General features: G+C 46.8%; 20 protein-coding genes. All 20 read left to right on the top strand.

The window, feature by feature from the left end; genetic code table 11:
* The first annotated feature begins 262 nt into the window (after nt 1–262).
* The 20 genes from fabG (at nt 263) to mdh (ending at nt 18,136) form a co-directional block, all read left to right on the top strand.
* Entirely contained in the window at nt 263–1,021 is a 759-nt protein-coding gene (fabG, locus tag IEW48_RS11795; protein WP_188623932.1) for a 3-oxoacyl-ACP reductase FabG, read from the top strand.
* A gap of 49 nt (nt 1,022–1,070) precedes the next feature.
* Entirely contained in the window at nt 1,071–2,345 is a 1,275-nt protein-coding gene (locus tag IEW48_RS11790; RefSeq protein ID WP_188623931.1) for a class-III pyridoxal-phosphate-dependent aminotransferase, read from the top strand.
* 4 nt (nt 2,346–2,349) lie between these two features.
* Entirely contained in the window at nt 2,350–3,363 is a 1,014-nt protein-coding gene (locus IEW48_RS11785) for a phosphotransferase enzyme family protein (RefSeq protein ID WP_188623930.1), read from the top strand.
* Between the two features lie 85 nt (nt 3,364–3,448).
* Complete coding sequence (eat, locus tag IEW48_RS11780; RefSeq protein WP_188623929.1) at nt 3,449–4,843, top strand: ethanolamine permease; 1,395 nt, start codon at nt 3,449–3,451, stop codon at nt 4,841–4,843.
* Between the two features lie 258 nt (nt 4,844–5,101).
* Nucleotides 5,102–5,380 carry a BMC domain-containing protein gene (locus IEW48_RS11775; protein WP_188623928.1) on the top strand — a complete coding sequence of 93 codons (279 nt, stop codon included), beginning with the start codon at nt 5,102–5,104 and terminating at the stop codon, nt 5,378–5,380.
* Nucleotides 5,381–5,506: 126 nt separating this feature from the next.
* Nucleotides 5,507–6,964, top strand: a complete 1,458-nt coding sequence (locus IEW48_RS11770; protein ID WP_188623927.1) for a PAS domain-containing sensor histidine kinase — start codon at nt 5,507–5,509, stop codon at nt 6,962–6,964.
* On the top strand, nt 6,965–7,549 hold the full coding sequence (locus IEW48_RS11765) for an ANTAR domain-containing response regulator (RefSeq protein ID WP_188623926.1): 585 nt from the start codon (nt 6,965–6,967) through the stop codon (nt 7,547–7,549).
* 39 nt (nt 7,550–7,588) lie between these two features.
* Entirely contained in the window at nt 7,589–7,930 is a 342-nt protein-coding gene (gene eutS / locus IEW48_RS11760; RefSeq protein WP_188623925.1) for an ethanolamine utilization microcompartment protein EutS, read from the top strand.
* A gap of 18 nt (nt 7,931–7,948) precedes the next feature.
* Entirely contained in the window at nt 7,949–8,467 is a 519-nt protein-coding gene (locus IEW48_RS11755; RefSeq protein WP_188623924.1) for a EutP/PduV family microcompartment system protein, read from the top strand.
* A gap of 113 nt (nt 8,468–8,580) precedes the next feature.
* A complete protein-coding gene (locus IEW48_RS11750; protein WP_188623935.1) occupies nt 8,581–10,032 on the top strand; it encodes an ethanolamine ammonia-lyase reactivating factor EutA in 1,452 nt (483 codons plus the stop codon).
* 28 nt (nt 10,033–10,060) lie between these two features.
* Nucleotides 10,061–11,431: an ethanolamine ammonia-lyase subunit EutB gene (locus IEW48_RS11745; protein WP_188623923.1), complete on the top strand. Its 1,371-nt coding sequence runs from the start codon at nt 10,061–10,063 to the stop codon at nt 11,429–11,431.
* A 4-nt stretch (nt 11,432–11,435) separates the two neighbouring features.
* Complete coding sequence (gene eutC / locus IEW48_RS11740) at nt 11,436–12,419, top strand: ethanolamine ammonia-lyase subunit EutC (protein WP_188623922.1); 984 nt, start codon at nt 11,436–11,438, stop codon at nt 12,417–12,419.
* A gap of 15 nt (nt 12,420–12,434) precedes the next feature.
* Nucleotides 12,435–13,088, top strand: a complete 654-nt coding sequence (gene eutL / locus IEW48_RS11735) for an ethanolamine utilization microcompartment protein EutL (RefSeq protein ID WP_188623921.1) — start codon at nt 12,435–12,437, stop codon at nt 13,086–13,088.
* Nucleotides 13,089–13,165: 77 nt separating this feature from the next.
* Nucleotides 13,166–14,713, top strand: a complete 1,548-nt coding sequence (locus tag IEW48_RS11730) for an acetaldehyde dehydrogenase (acetylating) (RefSeq protein WP_188623920.1) — start codon at nt 13,166–13,168, stop codon at nt 14,711–14,713.
* 52 nt (nt 14,714–14,765) lie between these two features.
* Nucleotides 14,766–15,056, top strand: a complete 291-nt coding sequence (locus IEW48_RS11725) for a BMC domain-containing protein (protein ID WP_188623919.1) — start codon at nt 14,766–14,768, stop codon at nt 15,054–15,056.
* A 27-nt stretch (nt 15,057–15,083) separates the two neighbouring features.
* Nucleotides 15,084–15,749 carry a phosphate propanoyltransferase gene (gene pduL, locus IEW48_RS11720; protein WP_188623918.1) on the top strand — a complete coding sequence of 222 codons (666 nt, stop codon included), beginning with the start codon at nt 15,084–15,086 and terminating at the stop codon, nt 15,747–15,749.
* Nucleotides 15,746–16,447, top strand: a complete 702-nt coding sequence (locus tag IEW48_RS11715; protein ID WP_188623917.1) for a hypothetical protein — start codon at nt 15,746–15,748, stop codon at nt 16,445–16,447. Before pduL ends, IEW48_RS11715 begins: the two co-directional genes overlap by 4 nt.
* Complete coding sequence (locus IEW48_RS11710) at nt 16,444–16,716, top strand: EutN/CcmL family microcompartment protein (protein ID WP_188623916.1); 273 nt, start codon at nt 16,444–16,446, stop codon at nt 16,714–16,716. The genes IEW48_RS11715 and IEW48_RS11710 overlap by 4 nt, the downstream gene beginning before the upstream one ends.
* 5 nt (nt 16,717–16,721) lie before the next feature.
* Nucleotides 16,722–17,159 (top strand): BMC domain-containing protein, encoded by a 438-nt coding sequence (locus IEW48_RS11705; protein ID WP_188623915.1) that lies wholly within the window; start codon nt 16,722–16,724, stop codon nt 17,157–17,159.
* Between the two features lie 32 nt (nt 17,160–17,191).
* Nucleotides 17,192–18,136 carry a malate dehydrogenase gene (gene mdh, locus IEW48_RS11700; RefSeq protein WP_188623914.1) on the top strand — a complete coding sequence of 315 codons (945 nt, stop codon included), beginning with the start codon at nt 17,192–17,194 and terminating at the stop codon, nt 18,134–18,136.
* The last annotated feature ends 334 nt before the right edge of the window (nt 18,137–18,470 follow it).

The raw sequence follows: 18,470 nt of genomic DNA, 5'->3' as shown, positions 1-18,470 counted from the left end.
GCATATGGTGGGGAGGGGGAAAATATACCCTCAATCACCTCAGAACAATCGCTCTACAACCAATTATGGTACTTGATGCCAAACTTTTTGTTACCTGACGGTAAAAATGTTATTTTGCAAAAAGCTCGCGTTTAATTAAAGGATATGGAGAAGACACAAATATACATAAGTCAACCATGTTCAACATAATTATTCTTTACAGGAGGGCAGACATGTTGTCGATGGTTCATAAATTACACATTTTGGAAAGGCGGGTGTTGAAATGTTTCCTTCTTTTCAAGGGAAAACGGTGATCGTGACTGGGGGAAGTAAAGGGATTGGGAAAGGCATTTCCCGTGTGTTTGCCAAACATGGGGCCAATGTAGCCATTGTAGCCAGACATCTTTCTGTTGCCGGGGAATGTGCGTCGGAATTAAGAGATGACGGGGTTGAAGTGTATGCCTGCAAAGGGGATGTCACTGACCAAAAATCCATGGAATCCATTGCAAAAGCGGTTTATGAGAAATTTGGAAGCATTGATATTGTCTGTGCCAATGCGGGGATCTTCCCCTCTGTATCGTTAGAGCAAATGACAGGTGAGGATTGGGACCATGTCATGAATACAAATGCGAAAGGCACATTTATCACGGTGAAGGCGTGTCTTCCCTATTTAAAACAGGCAGAGTACGGCCGCATTGTAATCACCTCGTCAATTACGGGGCCTGTTACAGGTTACGCAGGATGGTCCCATTATGCTGCCAGTAAAGCGGCACAGTTAGGCTTTATGCGTACAGCTGCCCTCGAATGTGCCGAATATAACATTACGATAAATGCGGTGATGCCTGGCAACGTGTTGACTGAAGGGTTGGAAGGCATGGGAGAGGATTATTTGCAAGCGATGGCCGAAGCCATTCCTTTAAAGAAACTTGGCACCGTAGAAGATATTGCCTATGCTGTGCTTTTCCTTGCTTCAAAGGAAGCGGGTTATATTACAGGACAAACTATCATTGTGGATGGGGGGCAAATTTTACCTGAGGAATAATGGATCTCGCCTGAACATCAAGTTTACGGAGAAGTAAGGAGTAGATGATATGTTAAACAATACTAAGCAAAAAGTGCTTGAACAATCCATTGCATGGTGGAATCCCGGGAAAACACGCCAATGGCAGCAGGATGAAATCGATTTTGTCATGGGCAAACGCAAAGGTTATTACGTGTACGATATGAATGGCAAGAAATTGATGGATGTCCATCTGAATGGCGGCACATACAATCTCGGTCACCGCAATCCGGAAATAATTGCGACTTTAAAGGAAGCGTTGGAACAGTTTGATATTGGCAATCACCATTTTCCATCCATCGCCCGTGCCCAGCTCGCCGAAGACCTTGCCAAATGCACGCCCAAAAGCGTCAGATATTCCATTTTCTCCAGCGGAGGAGGTGAAGCGATCGATGTAGCCATCAAATGTGCAAGATATGCCACGAAACGAAAAAAAGTGATTTCCATTCAAAATGGTTATCATGGACACACGGGGCTCGCTGTTTCCATCGGTAACAAACGCTATTCACGCCCGTTTCTGAGTGAAGGCGACCCGGCCGAATTTGTCCAGGTTCCCTTTAATGATGTAGAAGCCATGAGAAGGGAGCTTGCTACAGAAGATGCTGCTTGTGTCGTGATTGAAACCATTCCGGCAACATATGGTTTCCCCCTGCCGGAGCCAGGCTATTTAGCTACCGTTAAAGAGATGTGTGAAGCCTACGGAACGTTATATATAGCCGATGAAGTGCAGACAGGGCTAATGCGGACCGGAAAATTATGGGGCATCGAGCATTATGGGGTGCAACCTGACATTTTGGTGACCGCCAAAGGGTTGAGCGGCGGCATTTACCCAATTGGTGCCACAGTCGTCAGCGAAAAAGCCGGCGGCTGGATGGAAGAGGATGGATTTGCTCATATCTCCACGTTTGGGGGCTCCGAGCTGGGCTGTATTGTGGCCATGAAAGTGCTGGAAATCTCTCAGCGCCAGGAAGTAGTCAAAAATGTTGAGTATGTGGCTCGTTATTTACGGTCAGGCCTTGAAACGATAAAACAAAAATACCCGGACTTCTTCATTGGTATCCGGCAACTGGGCGTTGTCATGGGCCTGGAATTTAATCACCCCGAAGGCGCCAAATATGTGATGCGTTCACTTTATAAAAATGGGGTATGGGCCATTTATTCGATGCTGGATCCGAGGGTGCTGCAATTTAAACCAGGATTGCTCTGCGACCAGGCATACTGTGACGATTTACTGACAAGGTGCGAACAGAGTATAAAAGAAGCGGCGCAAGCTATTAAGTATACTTTTATGGCGGAGAGGAGTTAATGGAATGAGCATTCCAAGTACAGAAAGCTGGGGAAAATCTGTACAAAAATTTAATAAAGTTGCCAACTGTGCCATTCTTTTATTCTTTACTGACGATCAACCGACCGTGAAGCTGTTAGATTATTCCGAGAATGCCACATATCTCGTCGAGAGCCGGATAACCGGCCAAAAAAACATCTTACGGGTGTGCCGCCCCGACTATCATAAAAAGTCTCAAATCGAAAGTGAACTTGCCTGGATGAGAGCAATTGATCAACAATCACCGATCGAAGTGCCTGTACCCGTTTCAGGAACGAACGGGGAATATGTTCAAAGCGTGAAACTTGAAAATGATCCTCGTGAGTATCATTGCACGATGTTTACCTTTCTGGAAGGCCAGGCTCCAGATGAAAATAATGAACAGGAACTCATTCATCAGTTTGAAATACTTGGGGAGATTACTGCTCATTTACACAATCACAGCCAAAATTGGCAAGAGGCTCAGACATTGGATCGCGAACCGTGGGATTATGAGACCATTCTTGGAGAAAATCCGAAGTGGGGAAGATGGCAGGATGGGGTTGCCATCACTCCGGAAAGAAAAAAACTATTCCAAGAAGTATCCGAGGTGATTAAACGTCGCCTAGAAAAATTCGGAAAAGGCCCGGACCGGTTTGGACTCATTCATGCCGATTTGCGGCTGGCCAATTTACTTGTTGAGGATAATAAAATTAAGGTAATTGATTTTGATGATTGCGGATTCGGCTGGTACCTTTTCGATCTAGGAGCCGCGCTCAGCTTCATCGAGCATAAACCTTATGTTCCTGAATTGGTGAAAGCGTGGGTGAAAGGATATCGCAAAGTGCGGCCTCTTTCTGAAGAGGAGGAACAAGAAATTCCAACCTTTATTATGTTGAGAAGGTTAATGCTGATTTCTTGGATCGGCAGCCGTGATAACGAAACAGCAAGAGAAATGGGAAGTGGATATACCGAAGCGACTGATGCATTGGCAAAAGATTATTTAGCAAAATTTAGGTAACTAACGAGATATTTTCTTAATTTTTCATTTACTCAATATTCGCGCCAAATGACAGTTAACAATTTATGAAAGAAGGAGATCAGATATGGAAGCAACCAAAAATCTTGAATTGAAGAAGACATTAAGACCATTTCATTTGTGGGTGATTGGAGTCGGAATTGTTATTTCGGGCAACTACTTTGGTTGGAACTTTGGTTTAGCTGAATCGGGCTATGTTGGTATGCTGATCGCCATTGCTTTTATGGCTATCATGTATGCGTTCATGTGTCTCGGTATTTCAGAGTTATCGACAGCCTTGCCTCATGCAGGCGGACCTTATTCATTTGCAAGGCGTGCAATGGGACCATTTGTTGGCTTTTTAACCGGCATAGGGGTTATTTTGGAATATTTCATTGCAGCTCCTATTATTGCGATTGGCATCGGTGCATACATTAACTTCTTGTTTCCAGTAATCAACTCTGTTGTAGCTGCAGCTGTTTTGTTTGTTTTCTTCATCGTTGTTCACATTATCGGGATTAAAGAATACGCCAGGCTGGAAACTATACTTGTTTTTGTCGCTTTAGCATTACTAGTCCTCATGTATTTTGTTGGTCTGCCGCAGATCAAAGTGGAAAATTTATTCGGTTCTGGCGAGAGTTCATTAATCCCTGGAGGAGTTCAGGGAATATGGGCTGCATTACCGTATGCGATGTGGCTGTTTCTGGCTATTGAAATGCTGCCGTTGTTATCGGAAGAAACGCGCGATCCGAAAAAAGATATGCCTAAAGGCATTATATCGGGGATTATCACATTAATCATATTGTCCGTTTTGACGACGACAACAGCCATTGGATTAGGCGGCATTGAACAAATGAGCACGGCTGAGGACCCTCTGCCATTTGCAGTAGGAGCAACCTTCGGCAACAGTTACTGGTTAGCACAAATTCTCGCCTCCATTGGTTTAGTTGGATTAATTGCCAGTTTTTCAGGGGTCATATTAGCTTATTCACGCCAGATTTTCGCGCTTTCTAGAGCAGGGTATCTTCCGGATTTTCTTTCCAAGTTGCATAGAACAAGGAGAACACCCTATATGGCGCTCATCCTTCCCGGCCTGATCGGGCTTATACTAGTTATATTGTTTAACCCAGATGATTTAATTCTTATCTCGACATTCGGTGCATTGGTGTCTTATATTTCGATGAATCTATCTGTTCTTATTTTAAGGAAAAAAGAACCGAATCTTGTACGTCCGTATAAAACACCACTATACCCTTTCGTACCAATCGTATCGTTAGCATTAGCGGTCATTGCCATATTTGCCAGCTTCTTTGCTAATCTAACCTTCTTCTTTGTGTGTGTTGCAACTTTTGCCGCTGCGACTGTTTATTACTTCGCTTGGGCAAGACACCATATTAATCCGAATGCCCCGGAAGAACAATTTAGCCAAATGGATGATAAACAAACAAGTGATGGCATGACAAGTCAAAGTGAATCTATGTGAAGTAGAAGGGGGTTGCATAATGGATCGGGCTTTGGTAAGGGAGATTACGAAACTAGTGATTTCCAAATTAGAGGAGACAGCAGCTATCCGTCCTCTTACTGCAGAGGAAATTAGGCATTGGAATGAGATTACTTGCTCGATGTCAGCAATAGAGAGCAGAAAGGGTTCCGTCAACAAGGAAACAGACGTCCGTCCTCTTACTGATCAGGAAATTAGACATTGGAATAAAATTACGGCTTCTATGTAGAGGTGAGGAAGTTGAGTAAAGCAATAGGGATGATCGAAACAAGAGGGATAGCTACTTCTATTGAAGCAGCCGATGCTATGCTCAAAACTGCTGATGTCCGCCTTGTCAATCAAAATAAAATGGACCCAGCTCTTATCACCACTTTTATAGAAGGAGATGTTAGCGCTGTACAGGCGGCGGTAGATGCGGGGAGAGAAGTAGCCGAGAGAGTCGGATCTCTGATTGCTTATAACGTCATTCCTCATGCAGATACTGAAATCAGTGAATTGTTAGTAAAAAAGATAAAATAATATGAATATTGACAACCGTGGCGTCGAAGTGATATAAAAGTACTAAGTCAATATGCATTCTTGGCAACGGCGCCAGCAACGATGGGAGTTGTGCGCCTTTTTTGTTTCGAAAAGGGGACATGAGCTATGGACGAATTGACCGCTGAATCAACCTATTGCAATAGTACTTTTATTAAGAAGATTTGTAACAAATATACAAGTTTGTCGGAAGAAGATATTGACTTGATTTGTGAACAGGCCAAGAACTTGCAACAAATGGCTGATTTGGCCCAGGCCAATATATTTATCGATTGTCCGCTCAAAGATCAGCAACATGCCATAGTCGTTGCTGAAGCTGCCCCAACGACTGCACCCTCATTGTATACTCAGTCCGTGGTGGGGAAGATTGCTTACAAGTCCTATGAACCTGCTGTTGTCCTGACCCATCAGCGGGGAAAACCGGTTTTTCGCAAACGAGCGATTTCCCAAGAGGGGAAGCTGGTCAAGCAGAGTGTTGTACCGATTAAAAATAAACACGGCCGAACAATCGGATCCCTGATCATGGAACAAGACATTAGTGAACAGGCGACAAATGAGAAGCGATTAAAAGCCCTTTCAAAAACAACAACTCAATTAAGCCAAACCCTGATAAGTCTGACAGGACCCAATTCCCTGCTGACCAACATGATTCAGGAAGCTTTGTTTCTGATCGATGTTGAAGGTCGAGTGGTCTATGTCAACTCACTCGGACTGCACATGGCCGAAGAGATGGCCGACAGGGGAGACATTGTGGGCAGCGATTTCCATCTGCTCTTTCCCTGGCTGGATGTTTTAATGAACCACAAGGATGAAGTGCTGTTTGAAGAAATGAAGTACAAGAATAAAGTGTTTGAGGTTAAATGCATTAAAACAAGGGATCATGCTAAGCAATTAACCGGCCGTTTAATTTTGATCCGGGATATCACTGAATTGAGGGAAAAAGAAAGACAACTCATTGTGAAATCGGCTGTCATCAAAGAGATTCACCACCGGGTGAAAAACAGTCTGCAAACAGTGGCAAGTCTCATCCGTCTTCAAATGAAAAGAGGCGTACCAAAGGACAGTTTACCTTATTTTCAAGAGATGATTGACCGCATTCTCAGTATCGCCACCGTTCATGAAGTGTTGTCAGACACCACCTCCGATGAAGCGGAATGTCTGACATTGCTTGAAACGATAGGCCGCACCTTGGTTCAGAACCGAAATCATGAGGAAAGCCATCTTTCCATATCTATTAATGGAGACACAGTTGTTCTCCAGTCCAACCGGGCCATTTCTTTGGCGCTGATTGTTCATGAATTAATTCAAAACAGTATTAAGCATGCTTTTCCTCATCAGGTTAGAGGGGAGATTGGCGTCCATGTGAAAAAAGAAGAGCATGATGTTTTGACGGTGACCGTCCAAGATAATGGGATCGGTTATGAGGAGGGGCAACCTGAATCATTAGGGATGGAAATTGTCCACATGCTTGTCCATTATGATCTCTGCGGTCAGTATCACATCAAGAAAACCACCGAAGGGACAACTGCGGTTGTCCAAGTCCCGTTAAAAGGGGATGAAGGTTAGATGGCAACGAGAATTTTAATCGTGGAAGACCAGGCGATTGTACGCATGGACTTAAAAGAGATACTGGAAGAGGCGGGATTTGAAGTTGTAGGAGAGGCGAGTGATGGTGAACAGGGGATTGAACTGGCTCACCGCTTAAAGCCTGATTTGGTCATTATGGATATTAAAATGCCTCGCTTAAATGGATTAAAAGCGAGCCAAATCATTACCCGTTCCATCAACTTGCCTATTCTGATCTTAACGGCTTATAGCCAAAGGGAATTTGTTGAAAAAGCCAAACAAAGTCATGTTTTGGGTTATCTGATAAAGCCCATTTCAGAGAAGACGCTGATTCCTGCTGTTGAAATTGCTCTGGCCCAAGTGAACCGGATGAGAAAGGTTGCCCAAGAGGTTGATGAAACAAAGCAGCAGCTGGAGAACCGCAAGCTGATTGAAAGGGCAAAGGGGCTGCTCATGGAACACAAACAGATCTCTGAGAGCAAGGCTTATGCCTTATTAAGGCAAACCAGCATGAAAAAGCGGATTTCGATGGTACGTCTGGCTAAGCATATCCTGAGCAAATATGGTGAAAAGTCCATCACATGAGGAAGAGATGGGATACTTGAGACACCAGGGAGGACACTGATGGCAGAAGAAAAGAAAAGGTTTATACAAGAATTTGTTCCCGGAAAACAGGTGACTTTAAGCCATTTGATTGCCAATCCCGATCCGGATATGTTTGCAAAATTGGGGTTGGCTGAAGAGGGGGCCATTGGTATTTTGACCTTGACGCCAAGTGAAACGGTGATCATCGCCGGAGATTTGGCCACCAAAAAAGCCAATGTTTCGGTCGGCTTTCTGGACCGGTTCACAGGTAGTTTGGTCTTGGTGGGCAGCGTGGCCGAAGTAGAGACCGCTTTGCAGCAGATTAATGAATTTTTAGGCCAGCAGTTAGGTTATACACCCGCCCCAATCACCAAATCATAAGTGCTTGGAGGGGATGACATGCCACGCAAGCGGGCCATGATGATTGGCGCAGTCGGATCAGGTAAGTCAACGCTGACCAATGCCTTGCTAGAACGCCAGGAGGATGCGGTCAAGACCCAAGCGTTGCATTATCAGGACTGGATTGTGGATACACCCGGTGAGTATACTGAGAATCCCATGTTTTACAAAACGATTATGGTTACCATGCTGGAAGTCACTCATGTGCTGTTTTTACAAGATGCAACCAATCCGAAGACCATCTTTCCCCCGGGTTTTTCTTCAGGCATTTCCAAACTGGCCATAGGCGTTGTGACCAAAATTGATGCGCCAAATGCCAACATTGAACGTGCGGTCAACCAGCTTAAACAGGCCTTAATCCGCGGCCCGATCATCTTAACTTCAGTCAAGACCAATGTGGGCATTGACCAGTTGCGTGATCTGATTCGCTGTGAGACTTACGCCGACATGAAGGCCTATGTGCAGACAAGTGAATACGAGGGGCTGTACTTCCACGACCAGCTTTACAAGGCGGAATAAAAGTATTAAAATGAACTCAACAAAAATTCATATTACTTTGGCAACGACGCCTTGAATAACCAGGTGACCTGGTTGTTTAAGGCGTTTTTTGTTCTAAAGGAGAGTGAAGCGTGATGGAAGAACGCTTTACGGATGAGGAAGTACTGCTCAGCGCAGGGATCGATATTGGCACGAGCACAACCAAAATCGTTATCAGCCGTTTGAAACTGACCAACACAGCTGGCACCAGCCATGTTCCCAGGATTGAAATTGTCGATAAATCCATTCTCTATAAAAGTCCCATTTATCGGACACCGTTACGGTCAAAAACGATCATTGATATGGAGGCGGTGCTCGATATTCTGCAGCAAGAATATGGCCGGGCCGGCATCAAACCTGAAGAGATCAAGACTGGTGCTGTGATTATCACTGGTGAAACAGCGACGAAACATAACGCCCAAGAAATGCTTCACCTCCTGTCTGAAAAAGCTGGCCAATTTGTGGTGGCCACCGCGGGCCCCGATTTGGAAGGGATCCTCGCGGCCAAAGGGTCTGGTGCCTACCAGTATGCGCAATCAACAGGAAAAGTGGTCGCCAATATCGATATAGGGGGAGGAACGGCCAATATCGCCGTCTATAGGGGCAAGCAATTCCAGGGCACGTGCACATTGCATATTGGGGGACGCTTAATTGAATTTGAGAGTGATAAGATTACGCACATTTCCGCCCCTGTGCAAGAGATGATTGATCGCAACAAGTGGACATTAGCTGTCGGTCAAACGTTCAGCAAGGCAGCTATACGGCGGGTAGCCAGGGAGATGGTCTCTACTCTAGTTAGTATCTTGCAGGGGAGAGTTGAGGACAAGGACCGGATTCTCTTATTGGGCCACCCTCCCGACTGGCAGGTGGACATTGAAGCAATTATGTTTTCCGGTGGCGTGAGTGAATGCCTCTATCGCTTAGAGGAAGATGGACCGGGGGCAACACCCATCCCATACCAGGATATGGGAGCCACTTTAGCCAAGGAGATAAAGGCTAGCGAGTCGCTCAAACAGTGGGAATGGATCCCGCCACAGGAAACGGTGAGAGCTACGGTGCTGGGGGCTGGGATAGAGACCACAGAAATTAGCGGGTCAACGATACAAGTGGATGATTCCCGTCTGCCCCTGAAAAATATCCCGGTCTTTCATGTGGATCTGGCCTACAATCTGCAGGAAGGGGAGGTCAAGATCAGGCAGGCGGTAGAAAGGGCCATTCAGATTTATGACTCTAACCTGGAAGGGCAGAATTTCGCCCTCTATCTTACCCAGCTGCCTGTTTTAACATACAGCCAAGTCCAACAGCTGGCCCAATGGATTGTGAAAGCTTACCAACTGCAGCCCAATCAGCATGAGCCCATGATCGTCATTGTGGACGGAGATTTTGCCAAAGTGGTCGGTCAAACCATGAAAATGATCCACAATAAACGGGATGTGGTATGTATTGATCAAATTAGGGTGGAACACGGGGATTATGTGGATATTGGCCGCAAGTTAAGGTCCGATGTTGTGCCGGTTGTTGTGAAAACCTTGGCTTTCCAAGCTTAATAAGTGTATGAAGAAGAGGGGGTGCCACATGAAGTTAAAAACACTATTGCTGGGTCAAATTTATCAATTTAAAGATATCAAAGATGTTTTTGCCAAAGCGAATGAAGAGAAATCGGGGGACCGCTTGGCGGGAATCGCCGCAGAAACGGTACAAGAGCGGATCGCAGCCAAACAGGTGTTAAGTGTGATGACTTTGGAAGAGATTCGCAATCATCCGCTGATTCCACCCGAGGAAGATGAAGTGTCCAGAATCATTGATGAGTCCATTGATGAAAACATTTACCGGGAGATTAAAGGCTGGACGGTGGCTGATTTAAGAGAATATATTCTTGACGAACAGAACCAGAGCAGTGACTTGCTGCGCATCAGCAAAGGCTTGTCCAGCGAAATGATTGCCGCAGTGACCAAGCTGATGTCTAACCTGGATCTGGTGTATGCAGCAAATAAGATTGAAGTGGTCAGTGAGTGTAATATTACCATTGGACAAAAAGGGCGGCTGGCTTCCCGTCTGCAGCCGAACCATCCGACAGACAGTGTTGACGGCATACTGGCCTCATTACAGGAGGGGCTGTCATATGGTGTCGGCGATGCTGTTGTCGGTATCAATCCTGTTGATGATTCTGTGGAAAGTGTGAAACGGATTCTGCATGCCACGCATGAGTTTTTGACAGCCTGGGAGATTCCGGCCCAGAACTGTGTGCTGGCCCATGTCACCACGCAGATGAAAGCGATTGAGCAAGGAGCACCGGCCGATATGATCTTCCAAAGTATTGCCGGGACAGAAAAAGCCAATCTCTCCTTTGGGATTTCCGCTGCCTTGTTAGATGAGGCCCAGGACATGATTCAGAGGATGGGCACCAGTACAGGACCGCAACGCCTGTACTTTGAGACAGGGCAAGGATCTGAGTTATCGGCAGAAGCTCATCATGGCGTGGACCAGATGACGCTGGAGTCACGCAATTATGGATTTGCCAGACGCTATCAGCCGTTTATTATCAATACAGTGGTTGGCTTTATTGGTCCGGAGTATCTGTACGATGCCAAACAGGTGATTCGGGCGGGACTGGAAGATCATTTTATGGGTAAAATGCACGGCCTTTCCATGGGAGTGGATGTGTGTTACACCAACCATATTAAGGCCGATCAGAACGATATCGAAAATTTGGGTGTTCTGCTTGCCGCAGCCGGTGTCAATTTCGTCATTGCTACGCCGATGGGGGATGACTGTATGTTGAACTATCAGTCTCTCAGTTACCATGACATTGCTGCCTTAAGAGAAACGTTGAACCGCCGGCCGGCCCCACAATTTGAAGCATGGCTGGAAAAAATGGGCATTATGGAGGATGGCCGACTAACTCCAAAAGCGGGAGATCCGACAATCTTTGCCAAAAGGAGGTGAGCTCATGGACCGGGAGACCGTCACAGCCATCACCCGGTTGGTGCTGAAGAAGTTGGAAGAAATGCAGGCAATAGAAAAGAATAGCGATACATCGCCAACAGTTTCAACACAAAGCAGTCAAATGGTAAAAATATGGGATCACTTAACGGAAAAGCCCCGCGTCATCACACATGGGGCGGTTCACAAGCAAGATGATCAACTCTCCTTCAATTCATCCATCTCCGGCCAGGATGAGCTTTTAAAGGAACCGGAAACAAGGGCAGGGGTTGATCAGCCCCTATATCCTGAAGCTTTGTCCTCAATCAGGTCATCCACCCCGGCCAGAATAGGCATTGGCAGAGCCGGTCCCAGGCCAAAAACGGAGGCTTGGCTGCGGTTCAGACTGGATCACGCTGCAGCCGTCGACGCCGTGCACGGGGAAGTCATCCCTGATCTGTTGGAAAAACACGCTCTTTTTACGGTCCAAACGCTAGTTAAAAACAAAGATGAGTATATCCGCCGTCCGGATTTAGGCCGCAAGCTAAGTGAGGAGGCCAAAGCAACGATCAGGGAGAGATGCATGTTTCAGCCTCAAGTGCAAGTGATTGTTTCGGATGGTCTTAGTGCAGAGGCCATTTTGCAAAACTTTGAGGACACATACCTTTCCTTGTTGCAATCTCTCCAGCAACTAGGTTTAAAGACAGGGACTCCCTTTTATATTGAAAGAGGACGGGTCGCTGTTATGGATGACGTAGGAGAATTGTTGCAGCCCGAAGTTGTTGTTCTGTTGATCGGTGAGCGGCCAGGATTGGTCAGTGCCGAATCCCTCAGTGCTTATCTGTGTTACCGGCCGAGAAAGGGGACGGTAGAGGCAGACCGCATGGTGATTTCCAATATTCATCGCGGAGGCATACCCCCGGTGGAAGCTGGTGCCTATCTCGGCAATGTGGTTCAAAAAATTCTTAAATATAAAGCGAGCGGTGTGTCGTTAGTCAAGAAAGAGAAATAGAAAGGAGGGAAGGCAGTGCCTCTTCGACCAGTGAAAGCCGAGGTGCTTGCTGTACGGGTGATTCCAAATGTTGACCAACACCTCATCAAACAACTGAACTTAAAACCTGAGCAGCGCAGCCTGGGGCTGATGACAACCACCATAGATGATGTAGGTTATACGGCGGTAGATGAAGCAACGAAAAGAGCTGAAGTGGAGGTTGTGTATGCCCGGTCATTTTACGCCGGTGCAGCCCATGCCTCAGGACCGTTATCCGGTGAATTTATCGGCATCTTGGCCGCTCCTACACCGGATGAAGTGATCAGTGGGCTTGAGGCGGCAAGACATACGATCGAAAATGAGGCCTATTTTGAAGCACTTGATTCTGAAGGTGCTCACACCTTATATGCCCATGTAATTGCCAGAACAGGAAGTTATCTGTCTAAACTGGCAGGCATCGCTGAGGGGGAACCGTTGGCTTACTTAATTGCGCCTCCTTTGGAAGCTATATATGGATTGGATGCAGCGTTAAAAGCAGCCGATGTCGAGCTGGTGACGTTTTTTGGTCCGCCTTCGGAAACCAACTTTGGCGGGGGGCTGTTAACCGGATCCCAATCGGCTTGCCGGGCGGCGGCCGATGCGTTTAGAGCAACCGTGGCAGAAATCGCACGTGCGCCTGTAGCGTATTAAGAACGCTCTTTTAAAGGGTTTATTTGGTACTCATCACTCACGGTTGTACATATTGGATAAAGGAGGTCAGACGGCAGATGACAGCGATCATCGAATGGGATAAGGATTTGCGGTCTGTGCAAGAGATGCGTTTGGCGGTTGCTAAAGCGAAAGAAGCACAGCACATATTCGCTGGTTTCTCACAACAGCAAGTGGACCGCATTGTCAAAGCCATGGCCGACGCTGCTTTTGAACAGGCCAGTAAGTTGGCCCACATGGCCGTTGAAGAAACAGGGTTGGGTGTCTATGAACATAAAGTGATCAAAAACCAGGTGGCAGCCAGAGATGTGTATGAATCGATCAGGGATGTTAAAACAGTGGGCATTGTCAACGAAAATCGTGAGGAGCAAATCGTCGAAGTTGCTTCACCATTTGGGGTGATTGCCGGTATCGTTCCCACAACCAATCCCACTTCAACAGCCATCTTTAAAAGTTTAATTGGGGTAAAGGCCCGCAATGCCATTGTGTTCAGCCCTCATCCGGCTGCAGCCAAGTGTACGGTAGAAGCGGCCAGAGTCTGTATGCAGGCGGCCAGGGAGGCAGGAGCACCGGATGGTTTGATTGGCTGGATTACAGAGCCGACAATGGAAGCGACAGAGGGACTCATGAAACACCCCGATGTCCACCTCATTTTAGCCACAGGGGGGAGTGGACTGGTCAAAGCAGCCTACAGTTCAGGTAAACCGGCTTATGGTGTCGGTCCTGGCAATGCACCAGTCTATATTGAGCGTTCGGCTGATATTAGTCAATCCGTAAAAAGGATAGTTGACAGCAAAACATTTGATAACGGCACCATTTGTGCCTCGGAGCAGGCTGTGATTGTTGATCAGCAGGTGCGGCACCTGGTGGTTCACCAGTTCAAAAATAACGGAGCTTATTTTCTGAATGAGGCAGAGAAGAAAAAAGTGGAGGCCGTGATGACTCTGGCTCCCGGCAAACTGAATCCCAAAATTGTGGGCAAGAGTGCCACCGTCATTGCTCAGATGGCAGGGATCACCGTGCCTGAAAAGACTCGGCTTTTAATCGCAGAGGAAACAGAAGTTGGCAAACATATCCCTTTTTCTATAGAAAAGTTGTCACCGCTATTTGCCTTTTATTCGGTCAGGGATTGGCAAGAAGCCGTTGATCTGTGTAAGCAGCTACTTGCCTTGGGAGGCCGGGGACATACGTTAGCCATTCATACCCGGGATGATGGTGTGGCCCGCCGGTTTGCAGAAGAAATCCCGGTTTCACGGATTGTGGTTAATACACCAGCTGCACTGGGGGCAGTTGGGGCCACCACACATCTGAAACCATCGTACACCCTGGGGTGTGGCACATTTGGAGGCAATATCACTTCAGATAATATTACCGTTCATCATTTAATAAATCTTAAACGGATGGCTTATGGCATTCGCGATATTGATATTCCCCGGCCCGGAACAGATTCATTACCAGAGAGAAGGGGGGAGAAGGGATGGCATAACAAAGCTGTTGAAGTTCAACAAGTGGTAGAAAAGGTGCTGGTTGAAGAGGGGAAGGTTGGTCGTGTGGATAAGGAGATGGTGACTCAGCTGGTGCAGGAAGTGCTGGCTAAGTTAGGATGATCAACTTTTTCAAACAATCAATATAACAAAACTCATTTAGGAGGTATGAAATATGTCCAGAGAATATACAGCTTTAGGGATGATTGAAACCAAAGGATTAGTGGCCTCGATTGAGGCGGCCGATGCCATGGTTAAGGCGGCTAATGTTCATCTGATTGGCAAAGTGCATGTTGGAGGCGGGTTGGTGACAGTGATGGTACGCGGTGATGTAGGGGCGGTTAAAGCCGCAACCGAAGCCGGGGCTGAAGCGGCCCGGCGTGTTGGAGAATTATTGTCTGTACACGTCATTCCCCGCCCGCATAACGAGTTGGAAAGCATCTTGCCTAAAGTCTCGGCAGAATAATAGGGGGTTAAGAAAGAAGGGGAAACAATGGATCAGACAAATGTCCAATCTCTTGTGGAGCAGGTGCTGTCGGAATACCATCACGGGGGCCGCAACGGATTGACTATTCCCATTGCTGTCTCAGCCCGGCATGTGCATCTGTCACAGGCGCATGTGGAAGCCCTGTTTGGTGCGGGCTATCAGCTGACGCATAAGGCTGATTTATCCCAGCCAGGTCAATTTGCAGCAGAGGAGACGGTGATCATTGCGGGACCGAAAGGTTGTCTGGAGCGGGTGCGTATTTTGGGCCCGGCACGGGGGGAGAGCCAGGTGGAAATCAGCGGGACTGATGCGTTTAAACTGGGCCTAAATCCCCCCCTGCGTGTTTCCGGAGACATTAAGGGTTCGTCTCCGGTCACCGTTATTGGTCCAAAAGGGAGTGTCCATCTCTCTCAAGGACTGATAATTGCCCAAAACCATATTCATATGACACCAGAAGACGCCGCTGCTTTCAATGTTGAGCACGGGCAATGCGTCAAAGTCAAAGTGAAAAGTGAGCGCCCTATTACGTTTGAAAACGTGTTGATCCGTGTATCTGACCGTTACAAACTTGAGATGCACATTGATACGGATGAAGGCAATGCAGCTCTGATTTCAACACGGGGAGAAGGCATCCTGATTCCCAGTCATACACCGGGAGTTATTCATTCATGAAAGACCATCAACGTCAGCTTATCAAACATCGTCAGCTGATAGAGGAAATTGCCAGAGAAGTGGTGCGCCGTGTGTGTTCTCCACCTCGATTGCTGATGGTTTATAACACTGATGCCAACCCCGAAGATCTTGATCTGGCGAAAGCTGCCTTACAACACAAATGGCAGGTTGAGCTCCACACGGCAGATGCTGCACTGGATGACACCTTAACATCTGTTCATATGGTTTATTTTTTCCACATGGATCAGGACTTCATCGTCCGGGGTGCTTTGGGTTTGACAGACACGGTTGGGGCAGCTGTTTTGGCCCAAGCGTTGCAGTCAGATATCCCTGTATTTATCCAAGTGGCTCCCAGTCTGGAATGGATGTTTGCTGCCCATGATGAACGAGATTCACTTAGCACAGGTGCTAAACGCTATAGAGACTATCTTTTGCAGCAAGTAAGGACATTACTGGACTTTGGCGTTACCTTTGGCACACTAGCCGATCTGGCCAAATTGAAACCGGGAGATCGGCAAGGTAATCAAGCCATATGGCACTTTACAGGACAGCTGTTGACACAGCGTGCGCTGCAGGAGACTGAAGCCAAAACCATTGTTGTGTCGCCTTCGGTCATCATCACCCCGCTTGCCCGGGACACAGCCAGAGAACGGGGGATCAAACTTTTAGTCAGCAAGGATGAGGTGGGTCAAAGATGAAAATTGGCACGGTGATTGGGAATGTATGGGCAACGCGTAAAGAAGAGGGTTTAAAAGGTCTTAAATTCCTATTTGTTCAGCTGGAAGATCCCTGCGGCAATCCTGTAGACACCCCCCTCATTGCCGCTGACCGAATCGGTGCCGGGGTGGGAGACCGGGTGATGATTACAGAGGGCAGCTCATCCCGCTTTGTCATTGCAGACAAAGATCTTCCCATTGATGCAGTGGTAATTGGCATTGTTGACTCCATTGATATAGAAGGAAGGTGAGGCGGTTGGCCAAAGCGTTGGGCATGATCGAAACAAGGGGATTGATTGGTTCAATTGAAGCGGCAGATGCCATGATTAAAGCAGCAGATGTGAGTTTGGTTAATCAAGAAAAAGTGGACGGGGCGCTGGTGGCTGTCCTTGTGGAAGGAGACGTTGGAGCCGTACAGGCTGCTGTTGAAGCGGGTAAAAAAGCAGCTGAGCAGGTTGGAGAGTTGATCGCCTGTCATGTGATCGCTCACCCCGATGTAACAGTAGGCACGATGTTGGCAACGGACAAAAGGTCGTTTCAAGGGCCGGCTCAGCAAAATACAACTCTAACATCCCCAAAAGTGAAAGATCAGGCCAAAGCAAGAGAGTTAAAGGATGGGAACAGAACAAAGAATCGAAAGAAAAAGGAGGATCAGGAGAACGAATCCACTGATTCAGAGAACGATAAAACTTAAGCCAGGAACAAAAGGATAGAAGGTGAGGGAACGTGACGTTTCAACGACATAAAATAGCGGTGATTGGAGCGGGAAATACGGGGACAATAACCGCACTGATGCTCGCACAAAAAGAGCTGGGGGATATCGTCTTAGTGGATATCCCCGAGGCAGAGAAACGGACCAAGGGCAAAGCTCTGGATATGCTGGAAGCGGGCCCAGTACAACTGTTCAATGCTCATATTACCGGTACTTCAAATTATGAGCTGATCAAAGATGCCAACCTCATTGTAGTTACGGCAGGGGTTGCCCGCAAGCCTGGTATGAGCCGCGACGATTTGGTCCATACCAACGCCAAAATTATGAGGAAAGTATCCGAAAATATAGTGAAGTATGCCCCACAAAGTATGATCCTGGTTTTGAGCAATCCTGTGGATGTGATGACCTATGTTTGTTTCCAAACGACGCGTTTTCCCAAAAACCGTGTCATTGGCCAGTCCGGGGTGCTGGACACTGCCCGCTTTAATACATTCGTTGCCCAGGAGCTGGGTATTTCAGTTGAGGATGTATCTGGATTTGTGCTGGGCGGACATGGAGACGATATGGTCCCGCTGGTGCGGTATTCGTATGCGGGTGGTATCCCCTTAGAAACGTTGATTCCCGCCGATCGTTTGGCTGCCATTGTGGAGCGGACCAGAAAGGGCGGGGGAGAAATAGTGAATCTGTTAGGTAATGGCAGTGCCTATTTTGCCCCGGCTGCGTCTCTGGTTCAGATGGCAGAAGCCATCATCAGAGACAAAAAGAAGATTCTTCCTGCAGTGGCTTATTTAGAAGGTGAATATGGATTTCATGACTTATATTTAGGTGTACCTACCATACTTGGTGGAAACGGAGTAGAAAAGATCATTGAATTGCATTTAACGGATGAAGAGAAAAAGGCTCTCAGTCGGTCAGCTAATTCGGTGCGAAAAGTCATGGATATTCTTAAAGGGGAATAATTGAATGTATATAACGAAATGCACTGCCCGCCTGAAGCAGCGTTGCTTTTGGAAAGACCACTCACGAAAATTTCCGTGGGTGGCCTTTTTTGATCGTTCGGCAGGCTCTTAAAAATATCGGCCCAACCGATTGTCCTGTTAACTGGTAATAATAGCACATATCATTAAATAGCAAACGATTAAAAAGATGAAAAAATATCTGTTCAAGTACTATTCGTAAATTTTTGTACATTAAAGAGAGGCAGTCATTCATGCTTCAAATATTAGGAAAACTATGATTTTCATATTTCAAATATTAAATTAACAGGAATTTCCATGTATAAATATTTGGACA

It is taken from the genome of Caldalkalibacillus thermarum (assembly GCF_014644735.1).
Classification (GTDB): domain Bacteria; phylum Bacillota; class Bacilli; order Caldalkalibacillales; family Caldalkalibacillaceae; genus Caldalkalibacillus; species Caldalkalibacillus thermarum.
The sequence above is the reverse complement of the archived record's forward strand: the minus strand, read 5'-3'. Positions and strand labels throughout refer to the sequence as shown.